This is a genomic window from Maribellus luteus, assembly GCF_003576475.1.
Classification (GTDB): domain Bacteria; phylum Bacteroidota; class Bacteroidia; order Bacteroidales; family Prolixibacteraceae; genus Draconibacterium; species Draconibacterium luteum.
In genome coordinates this window covers 100,390-121,318 of the sequence record NZ_QWGR01000010.1, presented here as the reverse complement: position 1 = coordinate 121,318, position 20,929 = coordinate 100,390, and the positions used below count along the sequence as shown (strand labels likewise).

General features: G+C 43.5%; 15 protein-coding genes. 4 read left to right on the top strand and 11 right to left on the bottom strand.

Annotated elements, in window-relative coordinates; translation table 11 throughout:
* Window positions 1–156 precede the first annotated feature (156 nt).
* The 3 genes from D1614_RS16545 to D1614_RS16535 form a co-directional block, all read right to left on the bottom strand.
* Window positions 157–870 carry a hypothetical protein gene (locus D1614_RS16545; protein WP_147384280.1) on the bottom strand — a complete coding sequence of 238 codons (714 nt, stop codon included), beginning with the start codon at window positions 868–870 and terminating at the stop codon, window positions 157–159.
* A 291-nt stretch (window positions 871–1,161) separates the two neighbouring features.
* Window positions 1,162–2,043 (bottom strand): AraC family transcriptional regulator, encoded by an 882-nt coding sequence (locus D1614_RS16540; RefSeq protein WP_119439079.1) that lies wholly within the window; start codon window positions 2,041–2,043, stop codon window positions 1,162–1,164.
* A gap of 6 nt (window positions 2,044–2,049) precedes the next feature.
* On the bottom strand, window positions 2,050–2,721 hold the full coding sequence (locus D1614_RS16535) for an outer membrane beta-barrel protein (protein ID WP_119439078.1): 672 nt from the start codon (window positions 2,719–2,721) through the stop codon (window positions 2,050–2,052).
* 118 nt (window positions 2,722–2,839) lie between these two features.
* Here D1614_RS16535 and D1614_RS16530 point away from each other — a divergent pair, with 118 nt between their 5' ends.
* On the top strand, window positions 2,840–3,643 hold the full coding sequence (locus D1614_RS16530; protein WP_162304539.1) for a phosphatase PAP2 family protein: 804 nt from the start codon (window positions 2,840–2,842) through the stop codon (window positions 3,641–3,643).
* 309 nt (window positions 3,644–3,952) lie between these two features.
* Here D1614_RS16530 and D1614_RS16525 read toward each other — a convergent pair whose 3' ends face one another.
* The 5 genes from D1614_RS16525 to D1614_RS16505 all read right to left on the bottom strand — a co-directional run bounded on the left by D1614_RS16525 (window position 3,953) and on the right by D1614_RS16505 (window position 13,606).
* Window positions 3,953–4,291 carry a cupin domain-containing protein gene (locus D1614_RS16525; RefSeq protein WP_119439076.1) on the bottom strand — a complete coding sequence of 113 codons (339 nt, stop codon included), beginning with the start codon at window positions 4,289–4,291 and terminating at the stop codon, window positions 3,953–3,955.
* 48 nt (window positions 4,292–4,339) lie between these two features.
* Window positions 4,340–5,566 carry a transaldolase family protein gene (locus D1614_RS16520; RefSeq protein WP_147384278.1) on the bottom strand — a complete coding sequence of 409 codons (1,227 nt, stop codon included), beginning with the start codon at window positions 5,564–5,566 and terminating at the stop codon, window positions 4,340–4,342.
* A gap of 278 nt (window positions 5,567–5,844) precedes the next feature.
* Window positions 5,845–9,018: a T9SS type A sorting domain-containing protein gene (locus tag D1614_RS16515; RefSeq protein WP_119439074.1), complete on the bottom strand. Its 3,174-nt coding sequence runs from the start codon at window positions 9,016–9,018 to the stop codon at window positions 5,845–5,847.
* A 483-nt stretch (window positions 9,019–9,501) separates the two neighbouring features.
* Window positions 9,502–10,746, bottom strand: a complete 1,245-nt coding sequence (gene odhB, locus D1614_RS16510; RefSeq protein WP_119439073.1) for a 2-oxoglutarate dehydrogenase complex dihydrolipoyllysine-residue succinyltransferase — start codon at window positions 10,744–10,746, stop codon at window positions 9,502–9,504.
* A 97-nt stretch (window positions 10,747–10,843) separates the two neighbouring features.
* Complete coding sequence (locus D1614_RS16505; RefSeq protein ID WP_119439072.1) at window positions 10,844–13,606, bottom strand: 2-oxoglutarate dehydrogenase E1 component; 2,763 nt, start codon at window positions 13,604–13,606, stop codon at window positions 10,844–10,846.
* 179 nt (window positions 13,607–13,785) lie between these two features.
* Between D1614_RS16505 and D1614_RS16500 the strand changes: the two genes are divergently transcribed.
* A complete protein-coding gene (locus tag D1614_RS16500; RefSeq protein WP_119439071.1) occupies window positions 13,786–14,229 on the top strand; it encodes a DUF4293 domain-containing protein in 444 nt (147 codons plus the stop codon).
* Window positions 14,230–14,240: 11 nt separating this feature from the next.
* The gene (locus D1614_RS16495; protein WP_119439070.1) at window positions 14,241–14,966 is read left to right on the top strand and encodes a nucleotidyltransferase family protein; all 726 of its coding nucleotides are present in this window, start codon (window positions 14,241–14,243) and stop codon (window positions 14,964–14,966) included.
* A 188-nt stretch (window positions 14,967–15,154) separates the two neighbouring features.
* Here D1614_RS16495 and D1614_RS16490 read toward each other — a convergent pair whose 3' ends face one another.
* The 3 genes from D1614_RS16490 to D1614_RS16480 form a co-directional block, all read right to left on the bottom strand.
* Window positions 15,155–16,036 (bottom strand): glycosyltransferase family protein, encoded by an 882-nt coding sequence (locus D1614_RS16490; protein WP_119439069.1) that lies wholly within the window; start codon window positions 16,034–16,036, stop codon window positions 15,155–15,157.
* 109 nt (window positions 16,037–16,145) lie between these two features.
* Window positions 16,146–18,947: a M16 family metallopeptidase gene (locus D1614_RS16485; protein WP_119439068.1), complete on the bottom strand. Its 2,802-nt coding sequence runs from the start codon at window positions 18,945–18,947 to the stop codon at window positions 16,146–16,148.
* 59 nt (window positions 18,948–19,006) lie between these two features.
* Window positions 19,007–19,840 carry an HAD-IIB family hydrolase gene (locus D1614_RS16480; protein ID WP_162304538.1) on the bottom strand — a complete coding sequence of 278 codons (834 nt, stop codon included), beginning with the start codon at window positions 19,838–19,840 and terminating at the stop codon, window positions 19,007–19,009.
* A gap of 361 nt (window positions 19,841–20,201) precedes the next feature.
* On the opposite strand from D1614_RS16480, the gene dapB reads away from it, so the two are divergent.
* On the top strand, window positions 20,202–20,918 hold the full coding sequence (gene dapB, locus D1614_RS16475; protein WP_119439066.1) for a 4-hydroxy-tetrahydrodipicolinate reductase: 717 nt from the start codon (window positions 20,202–20,204) through the stop codon (window positions 20,916–20,918).
* Window positions 20,919–20,929 lie beyond the last annotated feature (11 nt).

Sequence of the window (20,929 nt, the reverse complement as noted above, 5' to 3'; positions counted from 1 at the left end):
AAGCAATAAAATAATAGCCAGACTGGAATGTAAATTTACGGGATTTTTAGGTAATTTTCATGGGAGACATCAGATTAAGCCATTACTATCTCCGGAAGATAAACTTAATTTTCAATGATTTACAAATTTAAAGAAATTGCAATTTTAAAGGCAACGTTATACTCCCGTCAATTTAAATGAATCGAGAAAATAGTTGACCGAAATATTGAAATTAAATTTTGCAGGATAAATTACCTGCATGATATACATGGTATTTTTCACCAAATAACTTCTCATTTTAGTGACAGCCATACCATCCTTTATTTCTATATTTATTTCACGACCAGGATAGCCGTTGTAATCAATTACATAAGTGGAAAGTAATTTTCCCTGCACACTCGAGACCGTACCGTCTATTGAATTTTCAAAGAATGTTTCCAGTTGTTCGTCGCTCATTTTTTGGGAATCAACCACATCAGGATAAATTGTGAAACTAGCTCCATAAAGCATATTTGCATCAGAGCCCAACTTGGGTTCATACATGTACAGAATAACCTTTAAATCACCAATTTCTGTTTGCACATCCTGAGAATATTCCGCAGGTGTTTTCGGAAACATCATCTCAAAATTAGCTTTATCGCAGGTAAACGAATTCCAGTTAGTAGTATCAGAGGCGGCAAATTCTACCGATTCAATTTTTCGCATCTGTATGACCTCTTTTAATTCAGTTGCGGCATATTTTCCAACCTGAGTGAATACAGCGGCTACAACAGCACCCACAATAATCCCAATCAGCTGACTTTTGGTAAGTTTTCGCTTAGTCCGTTTTTGGGGTACTGAAGATGATGTGTCACTTTTCTTCGGGGGCTTTACAGCTGTTGTATTTTGCACCGGTACATCCGATTGACGGATACAAACCAGCTGTTTAAAATCCTCAAAATTCTTGCTTGGATTTTTACTCACCCAATCAATATAGTTATTGGGCAGATGTATTTTACATTTTCCGCAATACACCATATATTCTGAAACAACAGAATTATAATGCTCACATTTCTCACACTTTAGATAGTACATTCTGAGAGTTGATTTTTTATGAAAGTAGTAATATTTTCGATATTAAAACGGACCGGAAATTTTATTTCTCAGATTTCTTCTATGCGTTTAATTCCGTCCCTCATAAAACTACTTTAATGATCTTGCCCGGTATTGCAATGGAGACAAACCCGTTTCACGTTTAAAAAACTTAGCAAAATAACTTTGATCGGCAAAATTCAGCTGGACCGCAATGTCAGAAACACTTAAACTGGTATGCACCAGCAGCCGTTTTATTTCGAGTATCTGCTTGGCTTTAATAATTTCCGACGATGTTTTGCCGGTAAGGCGGGTAACGGTTTGCGTTAAATGATTGGGAGTAAGCGCCATCAAGTCGGCATACTGGGCCACGCTCAAATTATTAGCATAGTTCTCTTCCACCAACTGATAGAATTTTTTCACAAGCACATGTCCCTTCCCCGCAAGAACGCTTTTATCGGTATCGTACAAAGCTGCACAGAAGTGCAAAATGAGATCGAGTAGCGCGTGCAACAATTCAACCGAATACCCCTCGTTTTTCTCCAGTTCGGCAATTCCTTTCTGAAAAAGGTTTTCCAGAAACACCACATCAGAATCGCTTTGAAGCAACAACGGCGGGTTATCCTGCCGGATGGTAAAGAAAAACGGAAACTCGATGAGCCGGTTGGGGTTGTTATAATCGATCAGGTAAAACTCGGGTGTGAAAATAAAAATGAAGCCTTCGATATCGTGCGAGAACTCAATTTTATGCGCCTGTCCCGGCGACATAAAAAACACACAGGGTGGTTTTATTTCGTATTTATTGCCGTCAATTACATGCGAGCCGGTTCCCCGCGCGAGGTAGAGTACCTCAAAAAAATCGTGGCGGTGCGGATACTTTACCGAAAAATGCCGGTTGGTGTCGAACACTTCCACCTGGAACTGCTGGCTTTCGCGCTCCTGCTTGCTAAAACTGCGAAGGCTGTAAACCGGTATCCTCTCTGTTGAACTCATCTATTGCTAGTCAGACAAAGGAAGCGCATACCCAATGGTCAGCCGGAATGCACGGTGTTTCATGCTTTGATTTTTATAGAGCACGAAAACATCCGGAAATCCATAATCATACGAAGCAGAAATATCAAACCCGCCGTAACTACGATAGCCTGCTTTGGCACTTACCCCGTAATCCAGAGGTTTCATATAATCTTCATTTTCCGTACTTCCCCAGGTAATTTTGAATTGTCCTCCTTCCATCTCACCTACACTGGCTACTTCTCCCCGGCCGCTAACGCCGTAACTAACATAAGGCCCGGCCCCCACATATACTTTTGAACGGGAACGCAACTTGTAGCGGTAAAACAAATACGCAGGCATGTTTACATAAATCAGGTTTAATTTGTTTTCAATGTTGTAATCACTGATTTTCTGAGTCGTCATTTTATACTCACCCAAAAGCCCGATCGAAAATACCAGCTCTTCTTTTCGCTTCTTTTTCAGCGTTCCTTCCAGAAAAGCACCTCCATGTGCCCCCGGTCCTACAAAGCTTTCATTTAAAAAGCTGTTTCCGGCAGCCTGCTCAAACGGAATCATGGAATAACTTCCACCGGCGCTTAACACAAGGTTCTGACTTCCGGCAACATAGGCAATCACACAAAAAGCGATGGTAAATAAAATTTTTGCCTGGTTCTGCATGTGGATCTGTTTTAGTTGTTGCGGCAAGATAGTGATTATTTGCGAAACAAATTTACATAATCCGCCCAGACGCCGATGCACAGGGAGTTTGTTTCCTTCGTTTTCTTATTTTTACGGCATGAAGAAACTACCTTTAATTCTGATCGTATTTGCAACTATGTTGTCAGGCTTTCCATCGTTGGGCTTTGCTTTTTTCCCTGAAAAATCGGGGCACTCGAAACCAGCCTTCGAGAGTGCACGTTTTGGCGAATTTCATAACGACAGCCTGCACCGGATTGATTTCCGGTATGCCGACCGGAAAAGAGGCATAAAACCCTTCATCATTCCGGCTGTGCTGATTGCAGGTGGTACCGTATTTAATTACTCCGATCTGAAATACGATGCTCAGGAATGGGTATGGAAAAACCACAATTACCAGGGCGCTGCTGACGACTATCTTCGTTTTGGACCGGTTGTAGGCCTTTATGCGCTAAATGCCCTGGGCGTGAAAGCCCAAAACAACATCGGTAACCAATCGGCCATTTTGTTTAAAAGCCTTCTATTAAATACCGTCATTACCAAGTCGCTCAAAAATATCTTCGATGAAAAACGCCCGACTGGCGATCCCGGTTCCTTCCCGTCGGGGCATACATCCCTGGTGTTTGCTGCGGCACAGGTCATTCATCACGAATACGGAGAAAACAGCGTTTGGTACAGCATTGGCGCCTATTCGTGTGCCACTGTTGTAGGAGCTATGCGGTTTGCCAAGGGAGGCCACTGGTTTCCGGATGTGCTCGCCGGCGCCGGAATTGGAATGATCAGCACCGAACTTATTTATTTAACCCACCAGTACAAATGGGACTGGCAGCACATGAAACGACTCGATATTTTCCCCTTTTCCATGGGCCGGCAAAAAGGACTTACGCTGGTTTATACTTTTTAACTGAGGGATTGAGGGATTGAAGGACTGATTCGTTTTCAGTATTACAAAAGTCGCAGTTTTCAGTCACAGTTTTCAGGGAAAAATGGGTTGAATTAGATTGAATGGGTTGATCGTGAGATTGATTTTTTTGATTTTCAATATTCAACTGCCCATGGCTTGCAGCTTGTAGTCCATAGCTTATTCTCGCATTAAAGCATTAAAGCATTAAAGCATTTATGCTTTTAACAACTGAGACTGAGACAGGAAACTTGAATGCACTTGCTCCTCTGTCTCAGCCTTTGCCTTTGCCTTTGCCTTATCCTATCTTATTTACTTCAGAAAATCTTCGCGTACGGGATTAAAGCTGTCGACCAGTCGCGCAGTTGGGCTTACCAGCTTAATTGCATGCTTTACATACGGCGGAACCGCAACCATATCGCCTGCTTTTAACCGTTGCTCCGGCTCACCTTCAAAATAAAAAATAACCTCACCTTCCGCAATAAACGTGGTTTGCTCGTGTGGGTGATTGTGCAGGGGATCGGCCTCCGCCCATGGTCCTTCTGAAAAATCAACCACTACCGTCATCAGGTTTTCGGTGTGGATTAATTTTCGCTTTACCCTGTTGTTTATGATCTCGTAAGGTGTTTCGTCAAACAGTAAAACCGACATACAATTTTCTTTTCAAATATTTCTCAAACTACTTTATTCGTCTCTCGTTCATCCTGCGGTGATGATTCTTCGGATACGGTCGTCCAGTTCCTTCTGATCGTCCGTAAACGAAGCCAAACCTGCCAGGTTCAGCAAGGTATCGATGGCCAGTTCGCCACTTTCGATACGCGAAGCCCAGCGTTCGTGTTTGGGTATCTTCCCGTCAGATGCAATAAAGCCCAAATCCTTTTCACTTAAGTACGGGAACATATCGCCGCAGCCGGCACGGTGTACCCGGTCAATCAGTTCGTTGCCGTCTTTGGGGCAATCCCGATCCAGGTTGCGGGCCAAAGTTAGTTCTCCTTCGCTGATGTCCCAAAGCTTTTCGGGCGAATATTTTGCTGCCTCTTCTGTTAAATCAACCGGATACACCTCGTTCACTTTTGATGTAAATTTCCCGTCGAGGTGGATTTTTCCGTCAGCGGCCACTTTGGTGGGCATGGTAAACACATCGGTTCCGGCCAGCGCATCGAGCTGGGAATAACCGCGCAAACTGGCGGCGATCAACTGTGTCGGCACCGCATTGTTTCCACTTATTTCTTTTACTATTTTCTGAGTCGAAAGCACGGTCCGCTCCCCTGCTCCTTCACCACTACCCAGTCCGTTGTCTTTCATGTAAGCGCCAATCCGCCCCAAAAACACGTTGCAGTAATTGGGTTTGGTAATGGCCGCTACCATCAGGTTTTGACGTGCCGAAAATTCGAGTGTAAAATTGATCTTCACCCCTAACTCGCGCAAGCGGCGCGCCCCCAGCAAACCAACCGCCGTGTAGGGAACTTTCACAATAAACTGTTCGGGATTGATATCGAAATACCGCAACCCGTAGTCAACAATGGCATCAAAGTGATGGGCCGTGTTGGTATGAAGTTCCACACTTACAAAGCCGCCAAATTTCCTGGCCAGCCGCATGCCATGCCGCGCATTCAGGATAAAAGCAATTTCAACAATCTGCTCCTCCACCGGAAGCTCGCTGACAATTTCGCGTGCCTGTGCAATAAAATCATCGTAAATGCCTTTCTGAATTTCCTTGTTTACCAGCGTATTGTTGGTGGTAAGCGCGGTCATTTCGGCCGACCAGTTTTTTTCGGCTTCGTCCATGTCGCCGGTATCGAGCCACAGCTGGGTTCCTGCCTCACGCAGCGACTGCCAGAACGGATCGGCTTTTGCACTGATGCGCTCTTCGTGAATATCAGCCAAAACAAACTCTTTGATTTGCGTCTTTAATGTTTCGTTCATGGTGAAGTGATTTGAATTTGCTTTTGAATTTACAATAAAGCCCAACGGTGTCCAAGAAGATTTTCAATTTTATTAGGGGCATGAAATACGATTGCTCAGGTACGATTGTCCGTCGCATTAAAGTCAAAAAATATTTTACAAGCTACGTGAAAGGATTCGCATCAGAGCGGAGGATATGGGCAAACTAAAACGAAAAATTACGCAACCATAAACAACCTTACAAGTAGCCACATATGAACCACAATATTACTTCCGATGAACTTTTAGACATAAAAGTCTTATTGCAATATAATTTTACAACTATTGTTTGGGTTTCTGTCTATCATTAACAGATAGTGTCCGGGATTTAGGGGCGAAAGATTAATGTTGTTTTCACCTGCTGAATTGATAAATAATATTTTGTTATAAACAACATTCCCCTTCATATCATATAGCTCAACATTGCATTTTTCATTTAGGTTGTTCTCTTGAAATTTTATATGCAATAAACCATTACTTGGATTAGGATAAACAGTAAAATATCCGTTTGGCAAAACATTTGTATTTATATCCGTTGTTGATTCTAATCCGTAAGTCATAATCAATCTATCATATGCGCCATGACTATCTGTCGCTTTCAATATTATTAATGAATCCGTTGAATAATTATCATTTCGAGACAAAATTCCACCGCCAGTTAATGTTAACCAATCTGGCCCTTGCTCAATTGAATATGTAATAGAATCTCCATCAGGATCTACTGCCAGCAGTGTATCGCGATAGTTTGGATTAGAAAATTTTTCTATCTCAGGTCGCTTTATAAATAACGGAGGTTGATTAATAGACTCAGGTTGTGAAAATTTAGCTACAGTGCCCACGCTCCACACATAATATTGAATGGATGATATGTTGTTGATATAACCACAAACTAACGGATTATTAGAGACATCTACTTTAATATCTGTTATTTGAAAATTCGCGGCTAAAGTGTCGTTAATATATTGATGACTAGTTATTGAATCTCCATTGGGAGCTATTTTCATTATTGTACTATTGGGATAATTGTCTGTTATAAGTAAATTTTGGAGACTATCTTCACAAATAAGAGTCATTTTAACCGGGTACTCTTTTTTATAACAAAACTCTCTTTTATCATTAAATCGTAAGTAAATACTGCCATCATCCGATCCACCAAAAACAACAATATCGCCAGATGGCAAATCCATCGAGTGTTTACCTTCAGCTATATTCTCATCTCTATACTCCCAAAGAATTTTTCCCGTAGAGTCTATCTCAACAATCTTTATACGATCTCTGTAGCCATACTTTATTGTGCCTGTTAACAGGTATGTTCCTTCTTTTGTTTTTCTTACATGATTAATTCTCTCAAACTCCGAAATTGTTGTTCGGGAATTAAGTATTCCGTTCTCTGTCATTTCAATAATATCTCCATCTTTCGACATAAAACAGATATTACCATTATCTTGCTCTATGAAAAATCCAGGTTCATCTCTTTTTAACTCTTCCTCAAAATCTAAACGCCACAACTCTTCTAAATCGGACGATAATTTTACTATTTGTGATGGTTTGGAGTAATAAGGTAAATACAAATAAATGTTGTTCTTCGAATCAATCTGAATATCTCTTACAAGCGTACTTCTTTCTGTTTCTATAATATTTTGGGCAAGGAGATCTCCCTCTGGGGAAAATTTATAAGTATAAATATTTGGATAAACAAAGCCTGCTAAAAGAATATTACCATCTTTATTAAACACTAACTTAATATGTTCAGATCTATATGATAATTGCGTTGTCGCATCAATCGATAATCTCCTGAACCAAAGCAGATTACCTAAGGCATCAATCTTTTGCAGTAATAAATGTTGATTGTAAAAATGCTTATCTCCATCACCTATTGGTCCAATTTGGCTATCTCCGCATACATAGGTGTTGTTGAAACGATCCGAAATAACCTTTTCAAATTGAATATCTGAAGCCCCGGCACCAGTATTTATTACGCTCCATTGTTCAATCCCCTCTTCATTAAAACGGGCAACCCATTGTTCGCTATTCGTATCTTCGGGATATTGAGGTGTGAAAGTATTTCGAAGCTCTCCTGTAAAAATCAGAGAATTTTTCGTCTTAAATATATTCTCTGGATGACATCTATAGCCGTTGACACCAATTTCTTTGCGATAGTCAATTTGAGATGTATTTACAATGCGCACAAGGTTTGTTGTATAGGTTAACGAATCGAATACATTCTCTGTAAGATATACCGTATCATTTGAAACATTTAATGATCTAACGAAACCTCCCTGATTGTACTTATTATCTAAATAAATAAGGTTTTCATTTGCATTACTATCGTATTGAAGGATAAACGGCTTCATAGACATGTCGTCGTCAAATGTATAGTAAACGCCGCCATTTATATATATATTTTCGCCACACAAAGTAACTTTATGAGGATAAATGTCATCTATAGGGATACTTTCTGGTTCAATATCTGCTATCTGATTCCAGTTACTGTCAAAGTAGAATATTTTTAATTTATAATACTTTTTACCACCCCAGTCATACCACAATTTACCTACAATGACTTTTTCGCCTGTTGGAAAATTAACAAACCAAATCCTTTCATATCTCCTTGCCCCCATACCTACATCTCCTGTGTTACCTAAATGAAATTCCCTTTCAATCTCACCACTATCAGAAAAGATAGTGACCAAGAACGGGCCAACACCTGTATGAAAAGAAATAAAAGTGATTTTTCCATCAATAAGATCTAATTTGGCATTGCTATTATCGGTATTTTCAGGTAAATCAAAATGAGAAACAAAGATTTGATTCCCCTCGTTGTCGTATTTAACCAAACTATTGCCCGTATCAATTGGAGCCCGGGTTAGTAACCATGAATTCCCTACCGAATCAACAAAAAAACCACGAAAATAATCGTCTAACGCAAAATCGATCCTCTGACGATAGAAGATATTTTTCCATAAGATATTTCCCTGACTATCCTGTTTTATTACAGCTACATCTTGTGAAAAATGTCCATTATTGAAATTCTCCACCAAAATAACTGCACTGTAAAGGTTATCGTCCTTATCTAAAAAGCTTGAAACAGGAATATCTTGTGAATTAATTCCTCCTCCATCATAATTTAAAACAATTGCATCTGCTTCATCTTTAATTGATGAATACTGGGTTTCCCACAAAATTTTCCCGTTTTCGGATATTCTTGCTGAATTAAAATCGGTATTGGTAAAACTCGATTCTATTCTCCCTGTAAAAATAATTTCGTTGTTGTCGGTTATAAATGATTTTACGAGATAATCTCTACTTGTGCGTAATCCGTCGTCATAATTATAGTTCCAGAGTAAATCTTTTTGAGCTATAGAAGAATTAATAAATAACTGACTTATAATTAAAACAATAAAAACACTGTAAATGAAAGAAATCTTAGACATGGGGCATAAATATATGCACGCAATTTAACAAAAATAGTGCCTCTTGCAAGTACCTGTTTCGCGGAAACCTTCCTTTGGATTCGGTTCAAGTATTCCGCACGTGCGGAAGCCTTGCCTGAAATCGGATTCATACTTTCCGCACGTACGGAAACCTTGTTTTGGCGCCGGTTCTGACTTTCCGCAAGCCCGGAAAGGTTGATTTTTATCCGTTTCGAATGTTCCGCAGTTGCGGAAGGGTGGTTTTTTACTGAATTCGGTATTTCGGAGAGTTCAGAATACCTGTTTTTGTATAGACCTTACAGCAATTAAATTATTTTTTAATGTAGAATATCCAATTTAGAATTCCCAATATCCAATTTTCGGATTTCGTTGGATATTTCAAATTCAAAATTGAGAATTGGATATTTATTAAATTGACTTCAAAAAAAAGAACCGCTCCCCCAAAAAGAAGGAACGGTTCTCCCATATCGTATAAGTACGTTTTTAAATCCCCAGCAATAACTCGCCGGCGTCTTTTCCGTTGGTAAACATGCGTTCCGGATTTTCAATCATTTCCTTCACTTTTACAAGGAAGCCCACCGAGTCTTTACCGTCGATGATACGGTGGTCGTACGACAACGCCACGTACATCATCGGGCGGATCACCACCTGCCCGTTAACAGCCACCGGGCGTTCCACAATGTTGTGCATCCCCAGGATGGCCGATTGCGGCGGGTTGATGATTGGAGTGGAAAGCAGGGAGCCAAACACACCACCGTTGGTAATGGTAAAGGTTCCACCGGTGAGTTCTTCCACCGATATTTTTTTCGTACGGGCTTTTTCTGCCAGTTCCTTAATTTCCAGCTCGATCTCCGGCACCGATTTACTTTCGGCATTCCGCACGATCGGCACCATCAAACCTTTGGGCGTGGAAACGGCAATTCCCACATCCACAAATTGCGGCATTACGATCTCTTCCCCGTCGATCTGTGCATTTACCATCGGGTAAAATTCGGCAGCCACTGCCGCTGCTTTGGTAAAGAACGACATAAAACCGAGCTTCAGCCCGTGTTTGTCCACAAACTTTTGCTGGTACTTTTTGCGCATGTCCATCACAAAGCTCATGTCGATCTCGTTGAAGGTCGTCAACATGGCGGTTTCGTTTTTCACGGCCACCAAACGCGCGCTTAATTTCCGGCGCAGGCTCGACATCCGTTCACGTTCTTCGGCACGGCTGGCTTCGCGTTTTTGCACCACAGCAGCTGCTGCAGGAGCACTCAAAACGGCTTCCACCTCTTTTTTGCCCAGGCGTTTCAACCCGTTGATCACATCGTCTACCGAAAGATCATTCTCCTTCATCATCTCTTTGGCCACAGAAGTCACTTTCACCTTATCGTAAGCTTCCGATGCTTTTACTTCTTTGGCAGGCCCGGCTTCTTTCTTCGCCTCCACCTTCGGTTCTTCCTTTACCTCAGCCTCGGCCTTTGCCTCCGCCTTTTGGGCCACCGGAGCAACACTGGTATCGATGGTGCAAACAACGGCACCTACCTCAATCGTTTCTCCTTCGGCAGCTTTTATTTCAATTTTACCAGCTTCGGCCGCCACAATGGTCAGGGTCGCCTTATCCGATTCAACCTCGGCAATTTCCTGGTTTTTCGACACCACTGCCCCGTCTTCAACAAGCCAGCTGCCTATTTCCACTTCGGTTATCGATTCTCCCGGACTGGGAACTTTTACTTCGATTATCATGGTTTTTTATTTATCTCTAAATTTCATTCAAAGCTTTCCATAATTCTTCACATTCACAAGAAACAATGCCGAAAGCTACATAGAACTTTTCGATGGTTCATTTCCTGATGAAATGGGAGGAATCTTCTAAACGGTCACCTCTTTTTTTTGAAAAAACCGAACTGATCAGTTTCTCCAGTCCCTGACGGTGTTTCTCCATCAGTCCAACCGCAGGGCTGGCACTTTCAGGACGTGCAATCCCTTTGATTCCCAGGCAATCGAGTTTTCGCGCAAGGAACGGCCATGCACCCATGTTTTCGGGTTCATCCTGTGCCCAAATCAATTCTTCCGACTTTGGATATTTTTTCAGAATATCGTTGATCGCTTTGTGCGGTATCGGATAAATCTGCTCCATTCTCACCAGCGCCACATCTGTAATACCGTGTTCCACCTTGTACTTCGCCAGGTCGTAATACAGCCTTCCGGTAGTCAGCACCACGCGTTCCACCAAATCGGGTTCTGCCACATGGTCGTCAATAATTTCCTGGAAACCACCTTTGGTAAATTCTTCGAGCTTGGATGTTACCATCGGGTGCCGCAACAAACTTTTGGGTGTAAACACCACCAGTGGCAAACGCATGTTCATTTTCACCTGACGACGCAGCAAATGGAACAAGTTGGCCGGTGTGCTGGGCACAATTACCTGGATGTTGTTTCCGGCTGCCTGTTGCAAAAAGCGCTCGATACGTGCGCTGGAATGCTCGGGCCCCTGTCCTTCGTAACCATGCGGAAGGAAAAGTGTCAGGCCGTTCATCAACCCCCATTTTTCGATGGCGGAAGTAATGTACTGGTCGATGATTACCTGTGCCACGTTGTGGAAATCGCCAAACTGTGCCTCCCAAATCGTGAGTCCGTTGGGCTGTGCCAGCGAATAACCGTACTCAAAACCGAGAACGGCATATTCCGAAAGCAGCGAGTTATACACGCTAAACGGCGCCTGATTTTCAGCTACGTGTTGCAACGGATAGTATTTATCTTCGGTTCCTTCGATCACAAAAGCGGCATGACGGTGTGCAAAGGTTCCCCGTTCGCTGTCCTGTCCACTCACCCGCACCGGATGACCGTCGGTTACCAGCGTTCCGTACGCCAGCAACTCTCCCATCGCCCAATCCAGCCGGTCGTCGTGGATCATCATTTTCCGGTCCGAAATAATACGGTCTACCTTTTTAAAGAAAGGCAGGTCTTGTGGAAGTTCATTGATTTTTTCAGCAACCGACAAAAGCACACTTTTCTTTACACCGGTTTCGATCGTTTCGTTGAAGATCGCTTTTGAGGGCATTTCGTAAGGCTCGTAAGGCTTTACCATAAACTGGCGAATCTTCAGCTTCTCAATCTTTTCCGATTCCGTGTATTTTCCCTCCAGAAACTGGTCAAACTCTTTCACTCTCGCCCTCGAATCCTCCAGTGTCATCACACCCAGTTCGCTGAGCTTGTCGGCATAAATATCGCGTGGGTTTTTGTGTTTTGCGATGGCTTTGTACAATAAAGGCTGGGTAAAACGTGGCTCGTCGCCCTCGTTGTGCCCGTATTTGCGGTAACACAAAATATCAATAAAAACATCAGCATGAAACTTCTGACGAAACTCCATCGCCAGTTTTATCGTATAGATCAGTGCCTCCACATCGTCGCCATTCACATGGAAAACGGGTGAACGGGTAACCTTCGCCACGTCGGTACAATAGGTGCTGGAGCGCGCCTCCAGGTACGGGGTGGTAAAACCCACCTGGTTGTTGATCACCAAATGAATGGTGCCCCCTGTTTTGTAGCCGGGCAGCTGCGACATCTGAATGGTTTCGTACACCACGCCCTGTGCAGCAATGGCCGCATCGCCGTGAATAATAATGGCCGCCGCTTTGTCGTAATCGCCATGGTAAACCGAGTCGATCTGCGAACGGACCATTCCTTCGGCAATCGGTGCCACGGTTTCGAGGTGCGACGGGTTGGGCAACAGCTTCAGTTTTACCTTCTTGTTAAAGTCGGTGGTTACCTCATTTTCGTAACCCAGGTGATATTTTACATCGCCCTGCGAAATATCGTCTTCGTATTCTTTTCCGTAAAATTCCTTGAAAATATTCTGGTAAGGTTTTTCCAGAATATTGGCGAGCACATTTAAACGGCCACGGTGTGCCATTCCAATAATAAACTCTTCGAGGCCCAGTTCGGCGCCTTTCTCAATGATTGCATCCAGTGCCGGAATCAAGGCTTCGGCTCCTTCGAGCGAGAAACGTTTCTGCCCCACAAACTTTTTGTGGATGAAGTTCTCAAACCCAACCGCCAGTTTAAGGTGGTAAAAGAAATGCAACCTTTTCTCGTGGGTGTATTCTTCCGAATTCCGGGAACCTTCCATGCGTTCACGAAGCCACTGCAACACTTCAGGGTGCCGTATGTACATGTACTCCACTCCCACCGAACGGCAGTAAGTGTCTTCGAGGTGCGCTACGATGTCTTTCAGTTTTGCCGGCCCCATTCCAATTTCGTTACCGGCCTGAAATACCGTTTCCAGGTCTTTTTCTCCGAGCCCGAAGTTTTCGATCGCCAGTGTTGGCAGGTACTTACGACGGGCTCTTACAGGGTTTGTTTTTGTGAACAAATGCCCACGCTGACGATAGCCGTGTATGAGGTTTAATATTGCAAATTCTTTGTCGATGTTCTCCAACCGAACGGTGCCCGGTTTTTCCGGATAATTTTTGCGGGCCAGTTCAAATCCCGCAAAAAAATGTTGCCAGCTCTTGTCAATCGACTCAGGGTCTTCAAGATACGATTTGTAAAGGTCCTCAACTGCCTCTAACTCTTGATTTCCCACAGATGAAAACTTGTCCATTGTTGATTTTATCTTAACTTTTGATTAATATTCACAGAAACAAAGCATAAATTTTATTGTTTAGCCCTGCGCATACTTTTTATTGCTAAAGTTAGTGTTTATTCGGTTTTTTACTAATCCGCTTCATTTTGATTTTGAGAAACCTTTTGATTGGCTATTTTTGCTGAAAAATAACAACGATGATCCAACGAATTCAAACGGTATATATCCTGATTGCAGAAGTGCTGATTGTAACACTTTTTGGTTTAAAACTGGCCGACCTTTCGGTGAACGGCGAATTGCTGGAATTCTACGCCAAAGGAATTATGAACGGGCAGGAAAGTGTATTCAACGGCTTGCCTATCCTGATCTTTATCGGTCTTATTACTTTGTTGCATGTAGTGATCCTGTTTATGTACAAGAAAAGAGTCAGCCAGATCAGGTTGCTGGTTTTCACCATCATTCTGCTGCTGGGTCTTTTTGGCATGTTCTTTTACTTTGCGTATGCAGGTTTCGACGGTGCCCAGGTGGCTTTTAAAATTCCGGTGGCATTCCCGGTAGTGGCGGTTATTCTCGACTGGCTGGCCATTCGTGCCATTGGTAAAGACGAAGCGCTGATCAGAAGCCTCAACCGCTTGCGCTAAATTCGCGACCAATGGAAGCAATGATTTTTGCGGCAGGACTAGGCACCCGGCTTTTGGGTGAAACGGCCGACACACCCAAAGCGTTGGTGGATGTGGGCGGAAAACCCTTGCTGCAAAGAGCCATTGAAAAACTTTCGGCTGCCGGAGTATCAAAAATAGTTGTAAACGTGCATCATTTTGCCCGGCAGGTAATCGATTTTATTGAAAGACAGAAATGGGAAGTACCCGTTTTGATTTCCGATGAATCGGACCAGTTGCTGGAAACCGGAGGCGGACTAAAAAAAGCGGGTCCTTTGTTCTCGGGGAAAGTCCCCATCCTGATTTACAACGTCGATATCATCAGCAGCCTCGGTCTGCAACAGCTGGAATCAGTACACCTTGCTTCGGATAACCTGGCCACACTGGTGGTTAGCGAGCGGAAATCACAACGCTACTTTAAGTTTGATGCCGACATGCAACTGGCAGGCTGGATCAACAAACGAAGCGGTGAAACCAAAATCTCGCGGCCCGAAGTTTTTGACCAGGCAAAAGAACTGGCCTTTAGCGGCATCCACATCGTTCAGCCCGAAATACTGAATTACATGCCTCCCCAGGACCGTTTTTCGATTATCGAAGTTTACCTCGAACTGGCCAAAACACAAAAGATCAAAGGATTTTTAGACACTTCTGAACTTTGGATGGATGTGGGCAAACCGGATGACCTGGCTGCTGCCAGGAAGTTATTTAGTGGTCAGTGATCAGTATTCAGTCGCAGTATTCAGGGACAGAAGGATTGATGGATTGAGTACACAGTGTTCAGTCGCAGTTTTCAGTTTTCAGAGAAGGATGGATCGAATTTCACTATCCAATGATCAATTACCAGCAGCTTGTGACTCGTTACTCGAAGCACTTAGCTTATTTTCGCATTCAAGCATTTACGCATTTCTCATCTCTTCAGAATCCGGTAATTCCGGTACTCGAAAAGCCTCGCTCCAGTCCGTTTCTCAATCCAATACAACAAACGGTATTTTAGTTTCATGTTGATTTTGCTGAGATCGGGGTGAAAATCCCAGTTCAAACGGGCAATCCGCTCGCTCATCACTGCGGGATGAGTTCCGTCGAAACGGGCCAGCGCATCAAATTCTTCGGCGTAATTAAATTCCTGATCGGTTGCTTTTTTCAGGGCTTCTTCTTCCGAAATACCATCGTAAAACGCTTTTACCGCCTCTACTTTTTGCTTCATAAACCGCGGATGCCGCACCCAGCCGTAATGATAAACCTCGGCCTTAACAGGTACCACCTTTAGTTTCTGCCCGTCTTTACGGAAACCCTGTGCGTCTTTGTATGAGCGAATACTTTTGTTGTTGCGGATCACACGAATTTCTTTCCGGTACCAATGCCTGCAATCGCCCACATAATCATACGAACCATAAAAATGCCGGTAATCAAAAAGCAAGCCTTCCACTTCTTTGGTTTCGAGGTGCTTCTGCATGGCCGCTTTTACCACCGGCAGTGACTTTTCGTGCAGCGCCTCATCGCCCTGGATGTACAAACACCAGTCGTACTCCGCGGGAATGGCATCAAACGCCTTGTTGGTTTCCGAGGCGTACACACGGCCACCTTCCTTTAGCTGCTCATCCCACTCCGTGTCCACAATCGAGATCTTGCCGGGAGCAATTTTTTCAATCATGCTTCGGGTGTCATCTTCCGATTTTCCAACTGCCACCACCACATGATCACAGATGGGCAAAACCGAAGTTATCGCTTCCACAATCGGAAAATCGAACTTCCCGGCGTTTCGTATAAATGTAAATCCGCAAACTTTCATTCTGTTATTTTTCAGACGCTGAATTTGGAGCACCTAAATTATAACTTTTGATGCACAAAAAAGCCGGAGTCCCAAAAGAACTCCGGCTTTGATATCAATTATAAGATTCTTATTCGGCAGGTTCAAGCGCTACGCTTACGTAGTTCTTGAAATTAAAGTAATCGTTGAAAGCCTTTTGGGTCGACTCAACTGTCAGCTTATCTACAAGCTGTCCGAAAGTTCCGAATTCAGAGAAATCACCCTCTTTGATATAATAGGTGTTGCTCAGATTGTTGAGCCAGAAGCGGTTTTCGCGCACCTGGATTTCGCGTTCGCGGTGCATTTTTTCCTTTGCCTTGCTCAACTCATCTTCTGTCGGACCGTTTTCTGCGTATTCCTTGATAATATCGAATACTGCTTTTTTCAGCTCATCCAGTTTATCCGGCGATGTTCCGTACGAAATGGCAACGGTATATTCCGGCTGCGGGAACCTGGAAGATGACGGGTAAGCACCGATGGAATAAACACCGCCCTTGTCTTCGCGAATCACTTCCAGCAAACGTGTGCTCAGGATTTTTCCCACTGCATCAAGCTGCACCTGGTTGGCTCCGCTGTAATCAAAAGCCCCGTGAAATACGATGTATTGAATGCCTTTTTCTTCCTGGCCTTTGTGTACAACTTTTTCAACAACACCTTCCGGTTTTCGTATGCCGAGGTCCACCCATTTTTCGTTTCTGTTCAATGTAGGAATTCCTCCAATGTATTTTTCCACCAGCGGTTTGAAAGTTGCCAAATCGATGTTTCCGACAAAGAAGAATTTGAAATCAGCAGCGTCTTTGAAACGGTCTTTCCCGATCTTTTTCATTTCGGGGAAAGATGCTTCAGCCAGACGTTCAACCGACATTGGCTTTGAGCGCTCGTTGTAGTTCGACAATACGACGTTTAAGGTGTCTCTGAAGTTGGCCTCGGGTGAAGCCGATTTATTTTCCAGCACCGTGGCGTATTGTTTCATGAGCGACTGGTAGCTTACTTCATCAAAACGGGGCTCGGTGAAATAGAGGTAGAGCATCTGCAGCAGGGTTTCCACATCTTTTACAGAAGAACTTCCGTTGAAACCTTCGCGCAAGTCGCTGATATACGGGTTCAGACCAAACACTTTGTCTGAAAGCATTTTATTCAGGGTAATCTCATCAAAACGGGCGATCCCACTTTCTGACATAACATCGGTAGTAAGGTTGGCCGACACATCGTTTTCTTTCGGGTAAACCGACGTTCCGCCCAGGCTCCAGGCGTTAAACAGCACTTCATCTTCTTTGAAATTTGTTTTCTTCACCACCACGGTTGCCCCGTTTGCCAGTTTCCATTCCACGGCGTCCACCTTCTCGATCGAACGCTCTTCGTTCACCTTGCTTCCAAAAGGTTCGTCGGCAATTAGCGGCACATCCGAAACAGCATCCACATAAGCTTCCACCTCGGTGTTTTCCACCTCGTCCAGCAAAGCTCTTATCTCTTCCTCGGTTGGAACCTTGGTTTTTTCATTTTCAGGAGCAGTAATCACCACCACCCGGTTTTCTTTGGTGATCCATTCTTTGGCCAGAGCGTTTACTTCGTCCACGCTAATCCCCGGCATGAATTCCTTGAAATAAGCATATTCGTTTTCCATTCCGGGGAAAGACTCTTCAGTCATCAGGAAATTGCGCTTGTATTCGTTGGCATAACTAACCGACTTGGTGTTATTGCGTTCGTTATACGCTTTCTCCATATTGTTAAGAAGTGAGCTTTTCTGACGTTCGAGTTCCGTTTCGGTAAAACCGAATTTCTTCACCCGCTCGTTTTCAAGTAACACCTCTTTTAAGCCGGTTTCCATTTTGTCGCCCTGCGTAACCGCAATCGAAACATAGGTACTCAAAGGGCCAAACTGATGACCGTAAGCCGACTGTCCCATCAGGAAAGGAGGATCAGCTTGCTGGGTCTTCTCTGCCAAACGGCTGTTGATCATGGCTGTATACAGTTTTTCCAAGATCGAATGACGGTAATCGCCAAGAGTTTTTGATTTTTTCAGGTCGTGTTTGTAATAAACAAAGGCAACCGGGTATTGTGCTTCTTTGTCGGTGTTAATGCTTACCAGTGTTTCAGCATGGCCCGGAATCTCGAAATATTTCTTTTCTCTTGGGTTGCTGCGAGCCGGAATGGCCGAAAATTTTTCTTTTACTTTCTCCACCATCTCATTTTGGTCGAAATCGCCTACCACAATCACCGCCTGCAAATCGGGGCGGTACCAGTCGTTCCGGTAACGACGCAGTGTTTCAGGTGCACAATTTTCAATAATATCCACTTTCCCGATCGGCAAACGCACGGCATATTTTGAATCGTGCAAAAACACAGGCAACCATTTTTTCATCATGCGGTCGTTGGCTCCGCGGCCCATTCTCTCTTCTTCCAGAATGATGCCTCTTTCAGCATTGACTTCTTCGTCCGAATCATCGATCTGGCAAGCCCAGTCGTACAGTACCTGCAATCCTTTTTCCATGTATTCCGGCTGATCGAGCGGAACTTTCAACATGTAAACCGTTTCATCGAAACTGGTGTAAGCATTGATTTCGGGTCCAAATTCCATCCCGATCGATTCGAAGTAGTTAATCAATTCGTGCTTGGGGAAGTTTTTTGTTCCGTTAAAAGCCATGTGTTCACCAAAATGCGCCAACCCTTGCTGGTCGTCGTCTTCGTCAACCGAGCCGGCCTTTAAAACCAGCATTAGCTCGGCCCTGTTTTCCGGCTCGCTGTTGGCACGCACGTAATAAGTCAAGCCATTTTCGAGCATTCCTTTGCTTACTGCAGGATCTTCAGGCAGTGAACTTTTTAAATCAACATTGGTCTGAGCAGTAGCGAACAACGTACCCAGAACCAAGAATGTAATCCAGAATAACTTCATTTTTAATTTTTTTGAAATTTGTTTATGTGTATTCAATTGGGGGGAGAAATTACAATTTTTTATTCGAGTAAACGCTGAACAGAAACAGCAAAAGCGTCATTTTCGTTGCTGGGCACCAGCGGATATTTGTGCTGAATCGCCTTGGGTGAATTATCGGTAAGAAAGGAATGCCGCGTGAAATCGAGCAGATCAAAGTCGTTGTAGTCGTTTCCAATCCCCATGGTTTCATCGGCGCCAACACCGGTAAGTTTACAAACTTCATGTACACCATTCCCTTTTGAAACCGAATGATGAAATACTTCGATCCAAATGTATCCGGGCGTAATGGGCGACGACGAACGAATGACCCTAATTTCGGGGCACAGGCTCTCTATCTCGGCTTTTAGCTTTTCAAAATCGTCTTCATTCTCCTTAATAATGACCAAAAATTGGCAAAGCTCGGTTTGCGGAAGCTGAGCCGGATCAAGTTCGCTGGCATAAAACCGGTTAAAGTTGAAATAGCGTTCAAACTCTTCGCAAGGTTCGGTGCCTCTGAAGAAATAATGATTGTGATTTTCAGGCACCGGGTAAAAAGCATGAAAATTCAGCCCCCGGCTGATAAATGCATGCAGCAGCTTTTCCGAAGAAGTTTTACTCAGGTTCTGTGCAAAAAGATGTTCCTTTTTATTCCATTGGTAAATGCCAGCCCCCGACGAAAAAACAACATAGTCGAAAGGCACTTCATCGTTTAAAACTTCTTTTACCTTATTTAAATTACGTCCGGTAGCCGCTACCCTGATAATGTTACGTTCACCCAGTTTTCTCAGTGCCTCCAGGTTCGGTTCACTAATTGTCCGGTCGTTTCGGAGAAATGTCCCGTCGAGATCTGTTGCCACCAATTTAATGTTTCTCATGCTTTCAAAATTGAGGTGTAAAAGTAGCCAAAATAAGATGAGCCGCGAAAACATCTTTCTCATTTGTGGAGCTTCATTTATCCGGTGCTTTCACGCGTTGGTCGAAATAATTTTAAGTTTGGGCGCTTACTGGGTAGATTTGAGTAATATTATATCTTTGTGCCTTGATTCAGACGGCCATACTTTTAGATGCGGTGGTAAGAAATAAAGATTTTGTGGTAAAACAATAATGCCTGGTACCGGTTTTAATATGGTTCTGTCGACGATATAAACTGAAAATATTAAAACGCTTGTGAGTAAAAAGTTCTGACAGTTGTTTTTATACATCGCTTTATGCTCACCTTCTCAAATCAGAATAAAAATGAAGATCGCTCTTATAGGCTACGGAAAAATGGGACAGGAAATTGAAAAAATTGCCCTGGAACGTGGCCACGAAATAGGCTTAAAAATAGACATCAGCAACCAGCAGGACCTTACGGTTGAAAACCTTAAAGCGTGCGATGTTGCCATCGAGTTTACCATACCTGCTTCGGCTACCGCAAATTACTCGCTGTGCTTCGATGCCGGAATACCGGTAGTTAGCGGAACCACCGGATGGCTCGACAAAAAGGAGCAGGTTTACCGCGAATGTACCGAGAAAAACGGAACCTTCTTTTATGGAAGTAACTTTTCGGTAGGTGTTAACCTGTTCTTCGAACTCAACAAAAAACTGGCTGAACTAATGGCTCCCCGGAGCGAATACGATGTGGAAATGACCGAAGTGCACCACACTCAGAAACTGGATGCCCCAAGTGGAACCGCCATCAGCCTGGCAGATGATATGCTGAATATTCTCCCCGGAAAAGATACTTGGGTAAACGATGCTATACCGGCCAAAAATGAGCTAAACATTAAGTCGGAACGCGAAGGGCAAGTCCCCGGAATTCATACAGTGAGGTATGAGTCGGACATCGATTTCATTGAAATAACACACAGTGCCAAAAGCCGCAAAGGATTTGCATTTGGTGCCGTTCTGGCTGCCGAATATTGCCTCGACCACAAAGGCATTCTTAACATGAAAGACTTACTAAATCTATAATTCAAGATCGG

Coding starts and splice junctions, on each gene's coding strand:
- D1614_RS16495 (WP_119439070.1), top strand. CDS start 14,241: ATGGAAGCAATGATTTTTGCGGCAGGACTAGGCACCCGGCTTTTGGGT.
- D1614_RS16480 (WP_162304538.1), bottom strand. CDS start 19,840: ATGAGAAACATTAAATTGGTGGCAACAGATCTCGACGGGACATTTCTC.
- D1614_RS16485 (WP_119439068.1), bottom strand. CDS start 18,947: ATGAAGTTATTCTGGATTACATTCTTGGTTCTGGGTACGTTGTTCGCT.
- D1614_RS16535 (WP_119439078.1), bottom strand. CDS start 2,721: ATGCAGAACCAGGCAAAAATTTTATTTACCATCGCTTTTTGTGTGATT.
- D1614_RS16505 (WP_119439072.1), bottom strand. CDS start 13,606: ATGGACAAGTTTTCATCTGTGGGAAATCAAGAGTTAGAGGCAGTTGAG.
- D1614_RS16515 (WP_119439074.1), bottom strand. CDS start 9,018: ATGTCTAAGATTTCTTTCATTTACAGTGTTTTTATTGTTTTAATTATA.
- D1614_RS16520 (WP_147384278.1), bottom strand. CDS start 5,566: ATGAACGAAACATTAAAGACGCAAATCAAAGAGTTTGTTTTGGCTGAT.
- D1614_RS16525 (WP_119439076.1), bottom strand. CDS start 4,291: ATGTCGGTTTTACTGTTTGACGAAACACCTTACGAGATCATAAACAAC.
- D1614_RS16500 (WP_119439071.1), top strand. CDS start 13,786: ATGATCCAACGAATTCAAACGGTATATATCCTGATTGCAGAAGTGCTG.
- dapB (WP_119439066.1), top strand. CDS start 20,202: ATGAAGATCGCTCTTATAGGCTACGGAAAAATGGGACAGGAAATTGAA.
- D1614_RS16530 (WP_162304539.1), top strand. CDS start 2,840: ATGAAGAAACTACCTTTAATTCTGATCGTATTTGCAACTATGTTGTCA.
- D1614_RS16490 (WP_119439069.1), bottom strand. CDS start 16,036: ATGAAAGTTTGCGGATTTACATTTATACGAAACGCCGGGAAGTTCGAT.
- D1614_RS16540 (WP_119439079.1), bottom strand. CDS start 2,043: ATGAGTTCAACAGAGAGGATACCGGTTTACAGCCTTCGCAGTTTTAGC.
- odhB (WP_119439073.1), bottom strand. CDS start 10,746: ATGATAATCGAAGTAAAAGTTCCCAGTCCGGGAGAATCGATAACCGAA.